The organism is Streptomyces sp. Y1 (assembly GCF_041053115.1).
Lineage (GTDB): Bacteria > Actinomycetota > Actinomycetes > Streptomycetales > Streptomycetaceae > Kitasatospora > Kitasatospora rubellomurina.
This window is the reverse complement of the sequence record NZ_CP163445.1, coordinates 890,100-904,835: the sequence shown is the minus strand read 5'-3', so window position 1 is coordinate 904,835 and position 14,736 is coordinate 890,100. Positions and strand designations below refer to the sequence as shown.

Sequence of the window (14,736 nt, the reverse complement as noted above, 5' to 3'; positions counted from 1 at the left end):
CTCAGGCGGAGTGGATCAGGCGGAGTGGATCAGTGCGGCCATGACGTCGGCGGGGAGGGCGGGGTTGGCGGCGGCGTAGCTGGAGGTCGGGTGCGGGGCGGTGAGGCAGGCGGTGAGGGCGGTGCGGCCGGCGTGGGGGTGTTGGGCGATGGCGCGCAGGGCCTTGGCGGCGGGTGGTTCGGCGGTGGCGATCCGGTCGAGCAGGGCGGTGGGGGCGTCGGGGTTGCGGGCGACGGCGTGGGCGACCCGGCCGCCGAACCGGTCGTGCAGGGCGGTGAGTCGGGCGGCGGTGAGCCCGGGGTGCGGGGCGACGGACTTCGCCACGGCGGCGTCCGGGTCCTCGGCGAGCCGGTCGCGGACGGCGGCGGGCAGGTCGCGGTGCTCGGCGGCGAGCATCCGGACCCGGGGCTCCGGGGAGGCGGCGAGGGTGGTGAGTTCGGCGGGGGTGGCGGCCGCGACGCGGTCGAGCAGGGTGGCGCCGACCCGGACGGTGACGGCGAGCTCGGCGAGCAGGTCGAGCGGGATGCGCGGGTTGCGGGTGAGGCGCCGGCGGACGTCCGGGTCGTCGTCGGTGGCGAGGCGGCGCAGCACGGCCTCGTCGACGGCCGGGTTCTCGGCCAACTCGGCCCGCACCCACGGCGATTCGTCCTCGGCGAGCCGCCGGTAGGCCTCGGCGGGCAGGTGGGGGTGGGCGGCGAGCTGCTGGCGGGGCGGCGCGTCGGGTTCGGCGAGGAGGCGGGCGGCGGCGGTTCCGGGGGTGGCGGGGTTGCCGGCGGCGAGGGAGCGGACCTCGGGTTCCTCGTCGGCCGCGAGGGCCGCCAGCAGGTCCGGCGGGGTGGCCTCGTTGGCCGCGACGCCCCGGCGCACCTCGAACGCCGGGTGCCGGGCCAGGGCGCGCAGCAGGTCCGCCCGCCCGGTGAAGTAGGCGAGTTCGGCCGCGACCTCGGGTTCCTCGTCGGCGGCGAGGAGTTCGGCCGCCTGGTCCGGCAGCCCGGGGCAGCCGGCCAGCCGGACGCGGGTGTCCCGGTCCGGGTGGCGGGCGAGCGGCAGCGCCCATTCCGGGCGGCCCCGCCCCTGGTCGAGCAGGGCGAGCGCGAGGTCGGGCCGGGCGAGCGGGTCGTCGACCGGCACGCCGAGCCCGGCCAGCAGGTAGGGGGAGTCCTCGTGCAGCGCGGCGAGCGCCCGGGCCTGTGCGGCGCTCAGGTCGGTGCGGTGCGCCAGCGCCCAGGCCAGGTCCTCGTCCTCGGGCGCGGCGTCGACCAGGCGCTGGAGCAGTTCGGCCGGCAGGGCGGGGTTCTCGGCGAGGGCGGGCAGCAGCGACGGCATGGCGCCATCCTGCCCGCCCGGGCCCGCGGGCCGCCTGCCGTTTTCCGGCGGCGCGTGGTCAGAACGACGCCCTGACCTGCTCGTCGACGCGGCCGACGGACTCCTGCTGGAAGCGCCGGTCGTAGCCGCGGCGGATGTCCTCGACGGCGGCGCCCGCCTGCTTCGCCGTGCCGGCCGGGTACAGCAGGGTGACCAGGTAGGAGCGTTCGCGTTCGATGACGCCGTGCCGGTCGCGGTACTGGCCGCGGGCCTGCTCGATGGTGAGGCCGTCCGGGAAGCGCGGGGTGACCTCGGTGTCGACGAAGTCCTGGAACTCCTGTTCGGTGACGGCGGGGCCGCCGTCCGGCCGCTCGGTGCCGAAGAAGAGCTGGGTGCGGGTGTAGGCGGCGCGCGGCGCGGTCGGGGTGTCGGCGGCGCCGGCGGCGGGGGCGAGGGTCGCGCCCGTCAGCAGTACGGCGGTGGCGGCGAGCAGCCCGGTCCAGGTCCTGGTCTCCATGCCGGGGTCAACGGCCGGCCGGGCCGGTGGATGCACCGGTTCAGCCGCGCGGGTGTCGGCCCCGCCCGTGCGGCTGACGGCGGTCAACTCAGCGGTGTCGACATGTAGACCGCGCGCCGGCCGTAGCAGGGCGGTACGGCGACCTCGCGGTGGGCGCGGTAGCCGAGCAGGCGGAGCAGGATGTCGGTGCCGCGCACGGCGACCATCGAGATCCGCTGGTAGCCCTGGGCCTTCGCCCGGTCCTGGAAGTGCCGCAGGAAGCCGAGCGCGACGTCGCGGCCGCGCAGGTCCTCGGCGATCACCAGGTCGTGCACGTGCAGGTTGGTGGAGGTGTGGGTCCGCTCCTCGGGCCGGGTGAGGTCGGGGCAGCGCAGCGGCGGGTACGGCAGGCTCAGCAGGTAGCCGCGCACGGTGCCGGCCTGGTCGAGGGCGTAGCAGGTGCCGGGGGAGCTGCGGCCGCGCGAGGTCAGGGCGTCGGCGCCCTCGGAGAGGCCGTCCGCGGCGTAGGCGGCGTGTTCGAGGGCGATCACGGCCGGCCAGTCGGCCTCGCCGAGCGGCCGGATCCGGAGGTCCCCGCTCACCCGGCCACCCGCTGCGCCCGGGCCGCGGCCACCAGGGCGCCCCAGCCCTCGATCAGCAGGGCGAACCGTTCGGCGTCGGCCTGGGCCTCGTCCAGCAGTTGCTGCCGCCGTGGGGCCAGGTGGTCGGCGAACTCGGCGTACGTGCCGCCGAGTCGGCGGTAGCAGCGGTCGAGGACGTCGAGCCGGTGGACGTTCGCGGCGCGGTCCCAAGCGGCGCTGCGGCGCACCGAGTCGAGCACCGGCTCGACCCGCAGGCGGTGCTGCTCGTCGAGCAACTCCCCGCCGAGGGCGATCATTTCGCCGTACACCGGGTGCAGGTACAGCATGGAGAGCAGGAACTTGGCGAAGCGCAGCTGGTAGGCGGTGAAGCCGGGGCCGGTGCGGCGTTCGGGCGTGTAGTGGTTGACGATGTGCCGGTTGTGCACGACGCCGGGCAGGCCGGAGTCGAGGACGGCGTGCAGCAGGAAGTAGTCGCTGCCGATGGTGTCGGGTGCGGGCGGCAGCGGCAGCCGTTCGTAGACCCGGTGGTCCAGGCCGAGGTTGCACATGTCGACCCGCCGGATGTCGGGGGCGCCGAGCACCGCCTCGTCGACGGTGAACGGCTCGGTGCCGCCGCCGGTGAAGGAGGCCTCGACCAGCGCGCTCTTCTCCTCCTCGGACCAGATCGGCGGCGCCCACAGGCTCACCACCTCGTGGTAGACGGCCGGGTCGAGGGTGTTGATCCCGCCGATGTCGACGGACAGTTCGCCGATGAACGAGCCGCCGACGAGGGCGACGGGCTTCGCGGCGTCGGCGGGGTCGAGCTCGCTGCGGGTGACGCCGGCGGCCGCCTCGCCGGCCGGGCGGCCGAGCGAGCGCAGCTCGTGGTGGATCGGGAAGACCTTGCGGCCGTCCAGGAGTTGGTAGGTGCTGTCGGAGTCCCGGCGGTGCACGGAGGCGCAGCCGAGGGCGGCGGCGACCAGGAAGACCCGGTTGGTGCAGGCGCCGTAGGAGACGGTGTCGGGGAGCATCAGGTCGAGCAGGAGGTCCGGTTCGGTGGCGCCGGCCCGGTGGATCACCCGGCGGAGGAAGTCCCGCTGCTGCCCGGTGTCGAGGTGGTGCACGACGACCCCGGCGGCGGGGGCGAGGGCACCGACCGCGCCCGCGTTCTCGGCGTGGCCGGCGCTGTCGGCGGTGTCGAGGACGAGGAGGTGGACCTCGACGTCGAAGTGGGCGGCGGCGTACGCGGCCTCCTCGGCGATGTCCGCGACGGCGGCGGCGCAGGGCCGGTTGGTGGGCAGGGCGAGACAGACTCTCTGCATGCGGAACGCGCCTCCGTCTGATCGTCAAAAGCATTGCGGCCGTGGCGTGATGGGCTTGGCTCCAGGGGCCTCGCGGCCGGCCGCCGTCCACCGTGGACTAGACCATTTCCGATGTCAACGATTGACAGGACGGCCCCGGCGAGGTGGAATCCGCGCCGCGCTCCGGCTTCAGGAGCGGCCGCCGCCGGCCGTGCCCGCACCTCGTACGTGCGCACGAGCCGCCCTCCTTGATCCGAACGGCCGTGCGGCATCCGGGGGTTCAGCACCGCGAACGGCGCGGATTCCGGCGGTCCGGGGTCAATCCGGACGGCGGACCTGCCGATACCTAGGGCGACGTCATGACGCCGTTCGGAGGAGGAGCGCGCATGCCCGAGCTGTGGCTGCCCGGTGCCGAGATCCACGACCTCGGCGACCACGCGCCGACCGACCAGCAGTACCCGCCGAAGGCCATCGCCCACATCACCTGGGACCGCAACGCGACCGCCGACGCCCCGCAGGACTGGTGCACCTACGAGGACCTGGTCGGCTACTTCACCGGCAGCGGCGCCGGCGACGCCCCGCACCTGGTCTGGGACCCGTTCAGCGGCCGCACCGCCCAGCTGTTCCCGGCCGACTCCCGCTCGAAGAGCCTGCTCAGCCCGGGCCAGAGCCCGACCCGCACCAACCGGGCCGGCCGGGTGGTCATCCAGATCGAGGCGGTGTTCTTCCCGTACTGCCGCCACCAGGGCACCGTCTACCCGAGGCTGGTGGACACCCCGTGCGCCGGCTGGGACCGCATCCACGCCTGGATCGCCTCCTGGGGCGTGCCGGACGCCTGGCCGATGGGCCGGCCCGTCGACTTCACCCCGCACCGCGACGAGCACGTCTGGGAGACCTGCGGCGGCTGGTTCGCGCACGCCCACGTGCCGTACAACGACCACACCGACCCCGGCGCCTGGCCGGCCTTCCCGGTCGGTCCCGGCTCGCCGGGCACCCCGCCCTCGCAGCAGCACCCGGTGCCCCCGCAGGACCCGGGCCCGGCCCGCTACGAGACGGACATCAACGGGCTGCCGTACGGCTACGGCGCGCACGGTTACCAGGTGACGGTGGTCGGCCGCGCGCTGGTGCGGGAAGGCTTCGGCACCCACTACCGCTCCGGCCCGGGACCGGACTGGACGGACGCCGACACCGAGAACTACGCGGACTACCAGCGCAGCCTCGGCTACACCGGCCAGGCCGCGGACGGCGTCCCCGGGGAGGCCTCGCTGCGCCGGCTGCTCGGCTACCTGCCCGGGCCGCGCACCGTCTCGGTGGCGCACGCGGCCGCCGCCGCCCGCCAGGACCCGCCCGCCGAGCAGGGGCACCGCACGTACGGCGCCGAGGTGGCGATCGTCGAGCAGGCGCTCGCCGACGAGGGGCTGCTCGAACAGCGGTGGGTGGACGGCTCGTTCGGCAGCCTGACGGTCGCCGCCTACGCGGCCTGGCAGCGGCGCTGCGGGTACAGCGGCGGGGCGGCGGACGGTGTCCCGGGGCAGGACTCGCTCCGGCGGCTGGGGGCGGCGCAGGGGTTCGACGTCACTTCCTGAGGGGGGAGGCCGAGCACGGGGAATGCCGCCGCCGGGGGCGGGCGTTGTGGACGGGCGTGACCAGCCCGATCCCGACCCCGACCTCCGGTCCGACCCCGATCCCGACCTCCGGTCCGATCCCGACCTCCGGTCCGATCCCGACCTCCGGCCCGATCCCGGGGAAGGCCCCCGGCCGGCCCCCGGCGGTGCGGCTCTCCGTCCTCGACCGGTCCCGGACCAGGCGCGGCGAGGAGCCGGCCGAGGCGCTGCGCGCGACGGTCGCCCTCGCCCGTGAGGCCGAGCGGCTCGGCTACCACCGCTTCTGGGTCTCCGAGCACCACGGCGTGCCCGGCGTGGCCGGCTCGGCGCCCACCGTGCTGGCCGCGGCGGTCGCCTCGGCCACCACCCGGATCCGGGTCGGCACCGGCGGCGTGATGCTGCCCAACCACCGGCCGATGGTGGTGGCCGAGCAGTTCGGTGTGCTGGCCGCGCTGTTCCCGGGCCGGATCGACATGGGGCTGGGGCGCTCGGTCGGCTTCACCGACGGCGTGCGGCGGGCGCTCGGCCGGGAGAAGGACGCCGCGGACGACTTCGCCGCCCAACTGGCCGAACTGCTCGGCTGGTTCGACGGCACCCAGCAGGCGCACCCGGGCGTGCGCGCCCGCCCGGCGGAGGGCCTGCGGGTGCCGGCCTTCGTCCTGGCCACCGGCGAGGGCGCGGACCTCGCCGCCGCGGCCGGGCTGCCGCTGGTGATCGCCGCCGCGCACGGCGAGGAGCGGATGCTCGCGGCGATCGACCGCTACCGCGACCGCTTCCGGCCCTCGGCGCAGGCCGCCGAGCCGTACGTGGTGGTCTCCGGCACGGTGGCGGTCGCCGGGACGGTCGAGCGGGCCCGGGACCTGCTCGTGCCGGAGGCGTGGGCGGGCGCCTACTCCCGCACCCACGGCGAGTTCCCGCCGCTCGCGCCGGTGGCCGAGATCCGGGCCCGGACGATGAGCGCGCGGGAGCGGGCCGCGTTCGAGCAGTCGCTGAAGGGCCACATCGCGGGCACCCCCGCGCAGGCGGCCGCCGAGCTCGCCGCCCTGGTGGCGCGCAGCGGCGCGGACGAGTTCCTGGTCGCCACGAGCAGCTACGACCGCGCGGCGCTGCTCGACTCCTACCGGCTGCTGGCGGAGGCGGTCGGGCAGGTCTGACGGGCAGGTCTGACGGGCAGGTCTGACGGGCACGGCGGGCCTGCCGGGCCCGGCGGGCGGGGCTCGCACCAGGGCTCCGACCTGGGCGGTCCGCGGATTTCTGACCTGGTGTGATGACCTGCTAGTGTTCATGACGTCGAGAGGAAACGATCTCTCGAACAGGCGTCAGCGGTGCTACCAGAGCACGTCCTACTTTCAGTAGGAAGAGTCCGTGCGACCCGGGCCTGGCGCTCCACCCGAAGGGGCTCGTTCCGTCCAGCGGAACGGGCCCCTTCGTCGTTCCCGGCCGCGCCGAGCGCATCCTCTTATCGCACTTTCGGTCGCGAAACCCGCCGCCACGGCCGGGTATCGGCCAAGGTCCCCCACCAGGTGACCGGTCGGCGTCGCGCCACTCCGCTCGGTGACGGCGGGCGGGCCAGCGGCTTTGCCGCCTTGGCAGGCTTGACTGATCGTCAGATCTTGGCCGGAACTCGACGCCGATGGTGTGAATATGCCACCGGAATGTTCGTCATCTCGAAACCGCCAGTAGCCTTCCGTGTCGAACCCGCCACTGCTGGTGGCGATCCGGCCGGAGCCGTGCTGCGCCCCGGCCGCCCAGACCCCGCGAAGGAGCCGGTGTGCCGGGTATCGACGAATGCCTCTCCGGGGCCATGACGATCGCCGGGGCGCGCGCCGCGAGCCTGGTCGACTGGGGGAGCGGACTCGCCCTCGGCAGCCTCGGCGACAGCCCGGCCGGCGAGTACGAGACCGCCGCCGCCGAGGCAACCGACCTGGTACGAGCAGCCGTTGAGAGCCAGACCTTCACCGCGGCGGAGGAGCGGCGGGCCCCGCTCGAGGACATCATCGTCACCGCGGGCCGAAGCTACCACCTGATCCGCTTCATCGACACCGTCTTCGACAGCCGGCTCGTGCTGCACCTCTGGCTCGACCGCGACGAGGGCAACCTCGCCGCCGCCCGCTTCCGCCTCCGGGCGCTCGCCGAGGACCTGGTGCTCGGGTGAGCGCCGTGCCCGTCGAGGCCGTCGGGGTCGAGACCGGGGCCGCCGGGGCCGACGTCGAGACCGGAGCCGAGGCCGGGGCCCCGGCCGCGACCGTCCGTTTCCGGCCGCCGACCCCCGGACGGAGGCCCGCGTGACCACCGCTCCGGCCCCGCCCGTCGAGGACGTCGCCGGCGCGGCCGCCGTGTCTGCCGACACCGCGGCCACCGGCACCGAGGACGTCCCGCCCACCCCGCGCACCCCGGGCGAGGCGCTCGACCTGCTCGCCGTCCGCCACGCCACCGGCGCCCTGCACGGCCCGCTCGGCAGCCTGTACCTCGTCGACGGCCAGGTCGTCGCCGCCGACTCCGACCGCGCCCCCGGCCTGGTCGACCTGCTCACCGGCTGCGGCCGGACCACCCCCGAGGGCTGGGCCGGGCTGCTCCGGGAGCACGGCCCGAGCGGCCGGGTCGGCGAGGTGCTGGTCGAGCGGCGGCTGCTCACCCGCGGCGAGCTCGAACTCGGCCACCTGGGCACGCTGTTCGACGCCGCCTTCTTCGTCCTGGCCGACCCGGCCGGCGGCACCTGGCGGTTCGAAGCCGACGCCCGGCACTGGCTCGGCCCGGTCGCGGAGGTCGAACCGGACCGGCTGCGCCGCGAGGTCGAGCGCCGGCGCCGCCTGCTGGACGGGATCTGGCCCTGGCCGCAGCTCGACACCGAGCCCGTGCGCCCCGCCGCGCACAGCCGGCTGCCCGCGCACCGCGCGTCCGGCCGCCGGCGCCGCGAGCTGCTGGACCACGCGGACGGCCGAAGAACCCCGGCGGACCTGGCCCGGCTGCTCGGCCGCTCCGGCTTCGGGGTGACGGCCGACGTCCGCCGCCTGGCCGCCGCCGGACTGCTCGACCTGCCACGGCACACGACGCCGGACGTCCCGGCGGAGGCCGGCCGGGCGGAGGCCGACCCCGCAGAGGCCGACCCCGCGCGGCCCGGTCGCCCGGAGCCGTCCGCGGAACCCGCCGACCGGAGCGGCCTGCACCGCAGGATCCCCGGCGCGACCCTGCGCAGCCCCGGGCTCCGCACCGCCGCAACGACCACGCGCGCAACGGCCACGCGCGCCACGGCCACGCGCGCCACGGCCACGCCCGCCACGGCCGCTCGCGCCACCACCACGCCCGCCACGGCCGCGGCCCACCCGCCGCTGGCCGTCCCCGACCCGGACATCGCGCTGCTGACCCGGGTCCGAGACCTTCTGGAGGCCCGACTTTGACCCACTCCCCGCCCGCGACCCCGCCGCCCCGGCCATGAGGCGGGCGCTGAAGCAGCGTGTCGGAAGGAGACAACTGATCGCCTTGGAGACCGAGCTGCTCGCCGAACTGCACGTGGTCAAGCGCCGCACCCCGCACCTCGCGGGCGGCCTGGTGGCCAGCGTCGACGGCCTGCTCATCGCCCACGACACGCACGGCACCGAGCCCTCCGGGCTGGCCGCGATGACGGCGGCCGCGCTCTCGCTCGCCCAGCGGCTCGCCGACACCACCGGCCAGGGCGAGTTCCGCGAGTCGCTGGTGCGCGGCGAGCACGGCTACGTCGCCACCTACGCGGCCGGCGGCAGCTGCGTGCTGACCCTGCTGGCGCATCCGGACGTCAACGTCGGCCGGCTGCACCTGGAGGCCCGCCGCAGCGCGCAGCGGATCGCCGCGCTGCTCGGCGAGAGCCCGCAGCCGGGCGCGGCCGCACCGGGCTGACCCCGACCGCAGCACCTTCCCACCACCACTCAGCCAACGAACACCCCACCAACGAACGGGAGTTACCGACATGACCGACGCAGCCGGCGCGCTCAAGCAGGCCATGACCACCATCGAGGGCGCCCTCGGCGCGGCCCTGGTGGACTACAACAGCGGCATGGCGCTCGCCACCCTGGACGGCCCCGGCGGGCTCGACCTCAACGTGGCCTCGGCGGGCAACACCGACGTGGTGCGCGCCAAGATGCGCACCATGGACATGCTCGGCCTGCAGGACGGGATCGAGGACATGCTGATCACCCTCACCGGCCAGTACCACCTGATCCGCCCGCTCGCCGGCCGCGGCGGCAAGGGCCTGTTCCTCTACCTGGCGCTGGACCGCTCGCGCGCCAACCTGGCGATGGCCCGCCACCAGCTCACCCGGATCGAGGCCGACCTGGAGGTCTGACCGCTCCCGGTACCGACCGGACGGCCCGGCGGCGGCCTCGGCCCCGCCGGGCCTCAGCCCGCTCCCGCCTCGGCCTCCGCCCACACCACCTCGCCGCCCGGCAGCCCCGCGCACAGCACGCCCTCGGCGCCCAGCACGCTCCACGGCGCGAGCCGCGCGTCCGGCGGCACCGACAGCACGCCGCCCCCGGCGAAGCCCAGCTCCAGCCCGCCCGCGAGGGTGATCAGGGCGGACTCGACGGTCCGGCCGACCAGCGCCGACAGGGCGGCGGTCGGCCGGAAGGCCAGCGCCGGGAAGACGTGCTCGACCGTCGTGGGCGCGCCGGAAGCCGACCCGCCGGCGACCGGCCCGGCGGGCGGCGGCGCAGCGAACCGGAAGTCCTGCACCACCCGGACGCTCACCCGCCCGGTGAGCCCGAGCTCCAGCCGGGTCCCGCCGCCGACCGACTCCACCCGCCGCCCGGCGAGCAGTTCCGCGATCCCGTTCCGCATGCCCCCAGTCTGGCCCACCCCGTCAGCCGCCCGCCCGTCAGCCGGCCGCGCCTCGGCCGCCCGCCCGCTCGCCCGTCAGCCGGCCGCCCGGCCCCGTACCAGCTCGGCCGGACCGCCCTGCCGCTCCCGGGCGGCCAGCGCGGCGGCCGTGCGGTCCCAGGACGGCCTGGTCAGCAGGGCCCGGGCCTGCGCCGGGTCGCACAGCCGCCACTCCACCAACTCCTCCTCCTGCAGCGTGATCGCGTCGAGCAGCTCCGGCGTCAGCCGCCCGCCGTCGTAGAGGTAGACCAGGACGGCGGTGTCCCGGCCGGTCGCCGGGCCGGCCTGCGGATCGGCCGCCGTCCCCGGCTGCCAGTCCAGCGCCAGCAACCGCCCCGGCGCGACCTCCAGGCCCAGCTCCTCGCGGATCTCCCGCCGGGCCGCCGCCCGGGGCGTCTCCCGGTCCGCCTCGACGCCGCCGCCCGGCAGCGTCCAGTGCGGCACCGCCCCGCGCGGCCCCTCGTACGGGCGCAGCCGCACCAGCAGCACCCGTCCGGCGTCGTCGGTGAACACCGCCCGCGCCTTCGCCCGGATGCGCGGCCGGGTGGCGTAGTACGTCGCCCGGTCCAGCGGCGGCTCCGGCGGCGGGTCCGACAGGGCCTCCCCGGTCGCCACCCCGCCGACCGCCGCCCCCAGACCGGGCGCGGCGGCCAGCCCGACGTACTCGGGCGCCGGGCCGTCCAGCTCCGGCAGGTCCGCCGCGTGCCCGGTCGGCCGGCTGTCCTCCAGCTCCAGCGGCCCGGCCGCACGCGGCGCCCGCAAGCAGGCCAGCACCCGCCGCGACAGCAGCGGCGGCAGGGCCCGGCCCGCGTCCTCGGCGTCCAGCCAGGCCCAGCCGCCGACCTCCGCCGCATCCGGCCGGAACGCCGCCACCTGCTCGTCCGTCAGCGGGTCCGCCCAGTACAGGTACGCCACGATCGGCGGCCGGCCCTCCTTCACCGCCCAGTCCACACACGCCAGTTGCCGCAGCGTCGGGGTGAAGCCCAACTCCTCGGCGATCTCCCGCGCGGCCGTCTCCCGCGGCGACCGGTCCTGCGGCTCCCAGCCGCCGCCCGGGATCGCCACCGGGTGCTCGCGGTCGTACGGCAGCCGCACCACCAGCACCCGCCCGTGGGCGTCCGGGAACAGCACCCCCGCCGCCGCCAACAGCCCCCGCCCGCCCGCGTCCACATCCGCCGCCGCCACCCCGACCCCTTCCACACCGACGACCCGTTCACCCCCGATCCTCCCCCGCGCCGCCCGCGGCCACCCCCGGCCGCGCTTCGACCCGCCCGCCGATGGGCAGTTCTCCGGGCGAACCCGGACACACCCGGTACGAACGAGGAGGATCCCCATGCGGCAGGACACCGGCCGAGCCATCGGCGACCAGCCCGCGGAGCACGAGGACGAGGCGCTGCGCCGCTCCTCCGCCTTCCTGATCGACGAGGCCCTCGGCTTCCTCTTCCCCGCCGCCCTGCGCGCCGCCGCCGACGTCGGCGTGGCCGACCACCTCGCGCACGGCCCCCGCACCCCCGCCGAACTCGCCGCCGCCACCGGCACGGACGCCCGGAACCTCCACCGGGTGCTGCGCCTGCTCGCCACCCGCGGCGTGGTGACGGAGGACCGGGCCGGCCGCTTCGCCCTCACCGACGCCGGACAGGCGCTGCGCGGCGACGTCCCGTACTCCGCCCGCACGGCCGTCCAGATGCTCACCGACCGCACCATGTGGCGGCCGGCCGGCGAACTCTCGCACTGCCTCACCGAGGGCACCACGGCCTTCGAGGGCATCTTCGGCATGCCGTTCTTCGACCACTTCGCCCAGGACGAGCGCACCGCCGCCGTCTTCAACGTCGGCATGGCGGCGATGTCCGACCCGGAGAACGCCCCGATCGCGGCCGCCTGCGAACTCCCCGACACCGGAACGGTCGTGGACGTCGGCGGCGGCCACGGCGGCCTGCTCGCCGAGGTCCTGCGCCGCCACCCCGGCGTGCGGGGCGTCCTCTACGACCGCGCCCACGTCCTGGCCGGCCACCGGCTCGCCGACACCAAGGAGATCGCGGGCCGCTGGACGCTCGCCGAGGGCGACTTCTTCACCGCGGTGCCGCCCGGCGACGTCCACCTGCTCAAGCGCATCACCCACGACTGGGACGACGAGCAGTGCGTCACCCTGCTGAGCCACTGCCGGCGCGCCCTCAACCCCGGCGGCCGGGTGCTGATCCTGGACGCCGTCGTCCCGGACGGCAACGCCCCGCACCAGTCCAAGGCGCTCGACCTGATGATGATGGGCTCCCTCACCGGCCGCGAACGCGACGCGGCCGACTTCGCCGCCCTCCTCGACGCCGCCGGCCTGCGCCTCTCCCGGATCACCCCGACCGGCACCGTGCTGTCCGTGGTCGAAGCCGTCGCCGCCTGAGGCTCGGCCGCGGGCTCACCCGTATGTCACCAGCACCGTGGCGCCCTTGGGCGCCGCGATGCCGGCCGGAGGCTCCTGTCTGACGATGTGCCGGTCCGGGACGGGGTCTGGCGAGGCCGGATCCTTGACCAGCCCAACCACGATCAGCGCGGTGAGGGTCTTCCCCCAGTCGAGCACGGCCGGCGCGGGGCCGGCGGGGGCGGTCGGCCGAGGGCGGCGCCTGGCTAAGGTAGCGGGCATGACAGGCACAGCGGGAGAGCTTGTGGGCGGGCGGTACCGGCTGGTCGAGGTGATCGGCCAGGGCGGTATGGGGCGGGTATGGCGGGGCCACGACGAACTGTTGGACCGGGTCGTCGCCGTCAAGGAGGTGCTGCTGCGCTCGACCGAGAGCCCGGAGCTGCGGGCCGAGCTGATCGCGCGCACCGAACGGGAGGCGCGCGCCGCGGCCCGGCTCCGCCACCCGGGCATCGTGACGGTGCACGACGTGGTGCAGCACGGCGGTGCCCCGTGGATCGTGATGGAGTTCGTCGACGGCCCGTCGCTCGCCCGGCTGATCAAGGGCGAAGGGCCGCTCGGCTGGGAGCGGGCCGCGCGGATCGGCGCCGAGATCGCCGCCGCCCTCGCCCACGCGCACGCCGCCGGCGTGGTGCACCGCGACCTGAAGCCCGACAACGTGCTGGTGGCGGGGGACCGCCTGGTCATCACCGACTTCGGCATCGCCCGACTCTTGGACGCCACCCAGCACCTGACGGGGACCAACGCCCTCATCGGCACCCCGCAGTACATGCCCCCGGAGCAGCTGGAGGGCCGGCCCGTCGACGCCCGGGCCGACCTGTGGGCGCTCGGCGCCACCCTGTACACCGCCGTCGAGGGGCGCCCGCCGTTCGACGGGCCGACCCTGACCGCGGTCATCACGGCCGTGTTCACGCAGCCCGTGCCGACCGCGCCGCACGCCGGGCCGCTCGGCCCGCTGATCGCCGAACTCCTCGCCAAGGACGCGACGTCGCGCCCCGACGCGCAGGCCACGGCGCTGCGCCTGCGGGCGCTGCGCACCGACGCGCCCGCGCCCGCGCCCGGGGCCGGGGCCGGGGCCGGGGCCGGGACCCTACCGCTCGGGGTGGCTTCCCTGCCGACCCGGACGGCTCCCGCTCCGGCCCCTGCTCCCGCTCCCTCGGGCGAGGCGCCCGAACGGCGCCCGAGCCGGCGTGGCGTCCTGTTCGGCGGCCTGGCCGGCGTCGCCGCCCTGTCGGGCGCGGGCTTCCTGCTGGCCCGGGGCCTCGGCGGCGACAAGACCGCGCCCCCGCCGTCGTGGACCCCGCTGACCGGCGCGACCGCCCGCGTGATGTCGCTCGCGTACAGCCGTGACGGACGGTTCCTGGCCGGAGGCTGCGCGGACGGCACCGTCCGGATCTGGGACACCGCCACCCGGGCCGTCACCGCCACCCTCACCACCAAGCTCGACGAGGTGCGCAGCCTGGCGTTCGGCCCGGACCACGTCCTCGTCACCGGGGCGGGCTACCAGCGGCGCGGCGTCCAGGTCTGGGACGCCGGGACCGGTGCCAACACCGGCACCTTCCCCCCGGAGGCGGGGAGCTTCGAGGCACTGAGCCCGGACGGCAGGACGGTCGCCACCTCCATCGACGACCAGCTCATGCTGTCGGACACCTCCACCCACGCGCTCAAGGCCGCCGTCACCGTCAAGACGCCATGGCAGACGTCGGTGGCGTTCAGCCCGGACGGCACGTCCCTCGCCCTCGGCGGCGAGGACAAGGTCCTGCGGCTCTGGACCCCGAGCGCGGGCGCGACGCTCGTCCACCTGGCGAGCCTCGACAGCACCATGAACGTGGTGGCGTTCACCCCGGACGGCAAGTCCGTCCTCACCGGCAGCCCCGGCAGGGACGGACTCCGGTCCACGAGCCCGGGCGGCGCCGCGACCACCGTCCTCGGCGGGTCCGGCATCACCTGCATCGTCCCGAGCCCGGACGGCAGCACCATCGCCACCGTCGACTTCCACGCCGAGGTCCAGCTGTGGTCCGCCGCCACCCGCACCCTCACCGACACCCTGGCCCTCTCGAAGACCGCCGGCGTCTGGGAGTCCGTCCCTCCGCAGGCCGCGTTCAGCCCGGACGGCCGGACCCTCGCGGTCGGTGACGGCGACGACGCCACCGTCCGCCTCTACTCCCTGCCCCTGCCCACCCCCCACGGGTAG

The 14,736-nt window shown here is 76.2% G+C and carries 16 protein-coding genes; 9 read left to right on the top strand and 7 right to left on the bottom strand.

Annotation, left to right across the window (positions count from 1 at the left end):
• Nucleotides 1-15: 15 nt before the first annotated feature.
• From AB2U05_RS03720 to AB2U05_RS03705, 4 genes are all read right to left on the bottom strand, one after another.
• Nucleotides 16-1,326: a hypothetical protein gene (locus AB2U05_RS03720; RefSeq protein ID WP_369182416.1), complete on the bottom strand. Its 1,311-nt coding sequence runs from the start codon at nucleotides 1,324-1,326 to the stop codon at nucleotides 16-18.
• Nucleotides 1,327-1,384: 58 nt separating this feature from the next.
• A complete protein-coding gene (locus AB2U05_RS03715; protein ID WP_045709299.1) occupies nucleotides 1,385-1,822 on the bottom strand; it encodes a DUF3574 domain-containing protein in 438 nt (145 codons plus the stop codon).
• Between the two features lie 83 nt (nucleotides 1,823-1,905).
• The gene (locus AB2U05_RS03710) at nucleotides 1,906-2,403 is read right to left on the bottom strand and encodes a GNAT family N-acetyltransferase (protein ID WP_045696169.1); all 498 of its coding nucleotides are present in this window, start codon (nucleotides 2,401-2,403) and stop codon (nucleotides 1,906-1,908) included.
• Nucleotides 2,400-3,704, bottom strand: coding sequence for a DUF6271 family protein (locus tag AB2U05_RS03705; RefSeq protein ID WP_369182415.1), 1,305 nt, complete (start codon nucleotides 3,702-3,704; stop codon nucleotides 2,400-2,402). The genes AB2U05_RS03710 and AB2U05_RS03705 overlap by 4 nt, the downstream gene beginning before the upstream one ends.
• A 365-nt stretch (nucleotides 3,705-4,069) precedes the next feature.
• Here AB2U05_RS03705 and AB2U05_RS03700 point away from each other — a divergent pair, with 365 nt between their 5' ends.
• The 7 genes from AB2U05_RS03700 to AB2U05_RS03670 all read left to right on the top strand — a co-directional run bounded on the left by AB2U05_RS03700 (nucleotide 4,070) and on the right by AB2U05_RS03670 (nucleotide 9,605).
• The gene (locus AB2U05_RS03700) at nucleotides 4,070-5,269 is read left to right on the top strand and encodes a peptidoglycan-binding protein (protein ID WP_045696173.1); all 1,200 of its coding nucleotides are present in this window, start codon (nucleotides 4,070-4,072) and stop codon (nucleotides 5,267-5,269) included.
• Between the two features lie 152 nt (nucleotides 5,270-5,421).
• Nucleotides 5,422-6,441 carry an MsnO8 family LLM class oxidoreductase gene (locus tag AB2U05_RS03695; protein ID WP_369185886.1) on the top strand — a complete coding sequence of 340 codons (1,020 nt, stop codon included), beginning with the start codon at nucleotides 5,422-5,424 and terminating at the stop codon, nucleotides 6,439-6,441.
• 617 nt (nucleotides 6,442-7,058) lie between these two features.
• Complete coding sequence (locus tag AB2U05_RS03690; protein ID WP_045696175.1) at nucleotides 7,059-7,442, top strand: hypothetical protein; 384 nt, start codon at nucleotides 7,059-7,061, stop codon at nucleotides 7,440-7,442.
• Nucleotides 7,439-7,576, top strand: coding sequence for a hypothetical protein (locus tag AB2U05_RS03685; RefSeq protein ID WP_369182414.1), 138 nt, complete (start codon nucleotides 7,439-7,441; stop codon nucleotides 7,574-7,576). Before AB2U05_RS03690 ends, AB2U05_RS03685 begins: the two co-directional genes overlap by 4 nt.
• Nucleotides 7,573-8,685 carry a hypothetical protein gene (locus AB2U05_RS03680; RefSeq protein ID WP_369182413.1) on the top strand — a complete coding sequence of 371 codons (1,113 nt, stop codon included), beginning with the start codon at nucleotides 7,573-7,575 and terminating at the stop codon, nucleotides 8,683-8,685. The genes AB2U05_RS03685 and AB2U05_RS03680 overlap by 4 nt, the downstream gene beginning before the upstream one ends.
• Before the next feature lie 82 nt (nucleotides 8,686-8,767).
• Nucleotides 8,768-9,160, top strand: coding sequence for a roadblock/LC7 domain-containing protein (locus AB2U05_RS03675; RefSeq protein ID WP_341846005.1), 393 nt, complete (start codon nucleotides 8,768-8,770; stop codon nucleotides 9,158-9,160).
• A gap of 70 nt (nucleotides 9,161-9,230) precedes the next feature.
• Nucleotides 9,231-9,605 carry a hypothetical protein gene (locus AB2U05_RS03670; RefSeq protein WP_045709301.1) on the top strand — a complete coding sequence of 125 codons (375 nt, stop codon included), beginning with the start codon at nucleotides 9,231-9,233 and terminating at the stop codon, nucleotides 9,603-9,605.
• A 53-nt stretch (nucleotides 9,606-9,658) separates the two neighbouring features.
• Here AB2U05_RS03670 and AB2U05_RS03665 read toward each other — a convergent pair whose 3' ends face one another.
• Nucleotides 9,659-10,096: a DUF6188 family protein gene (locus AB2U05_RS03665; protein WP_369182412.1), complete on the bottom strand. Its 438-nt coding sequence runs from the start codon at nucleotides 10,094-10,096 to the stop codon at nucleotides 9,659-9,661.
• Between the two features lie 75 nt (nucleotides 10,097-10,171).
• On the bottom strand, nucleotides 10,172-11,320 hold the full coding sequence (locus AB2U05_RS03660) for an NUDIX domain-containing protein (RefSeq protein ID WP_369182411.1): 1,149 nt from the start codon (nucleotides 11,318-11,320) through the stop codon (nucleotides 10,172-10,174).
• Between the two features lie 148 nt (nucleotides 11,321-11,468).
• On the opposite strand from AB2U05_RS03660, the gene AB2U05_RS03655 reads away from it, so the two are divergent.
• Nucleotides 11,469-12,527 carry a methyltransferase gene (locus AB2U05_RS03655; RefSeq protein ID WP_369182410.1) on the top strand — a complete coding sequence of 353 codons (1,059 nt, stop codon included), beginning with the start codon at nucleotides 11,469-11,471 and terminating at the stop codon, nucleotides 12,525-12,527.
• Nucleotides 12,528-12,542: 15 nt separating this feature from the next.
• Here the strand turns inward: AB2U05_RS03655 and AB2U05_RS03650 are convergent, their stop codons facing one another.
• Nucleotides 12,543-12,767, bottom strand: coding sequence for a hypothetical protein (locus tag AB2U05_RS03650; protein WP_369182409.1), 225 nt, complete (start codon nucleotides 12,765-12,767; stop codon nucleotides 12,543-12,545).
• Here AB2U05_RS03650 and AB2U05_RS03645 point away from each other — a divergent pair.
• Nucleotides 12,766-14,736, top strand: coding sequence for a WD40 repeat domain-containing serine/threonine protein kinase (locus AB2U05_RS03645; RefSeq protein WP_369182408.1), 1,971 nt, complete (start codon nucleotides 12,766-12,768; stop codon nucleotides 14,734-14,736). The two genes, AB2U05_RS03650 and AB2U05_RS03645, sit on opposite strands and share 2 nt — an antisense overlap.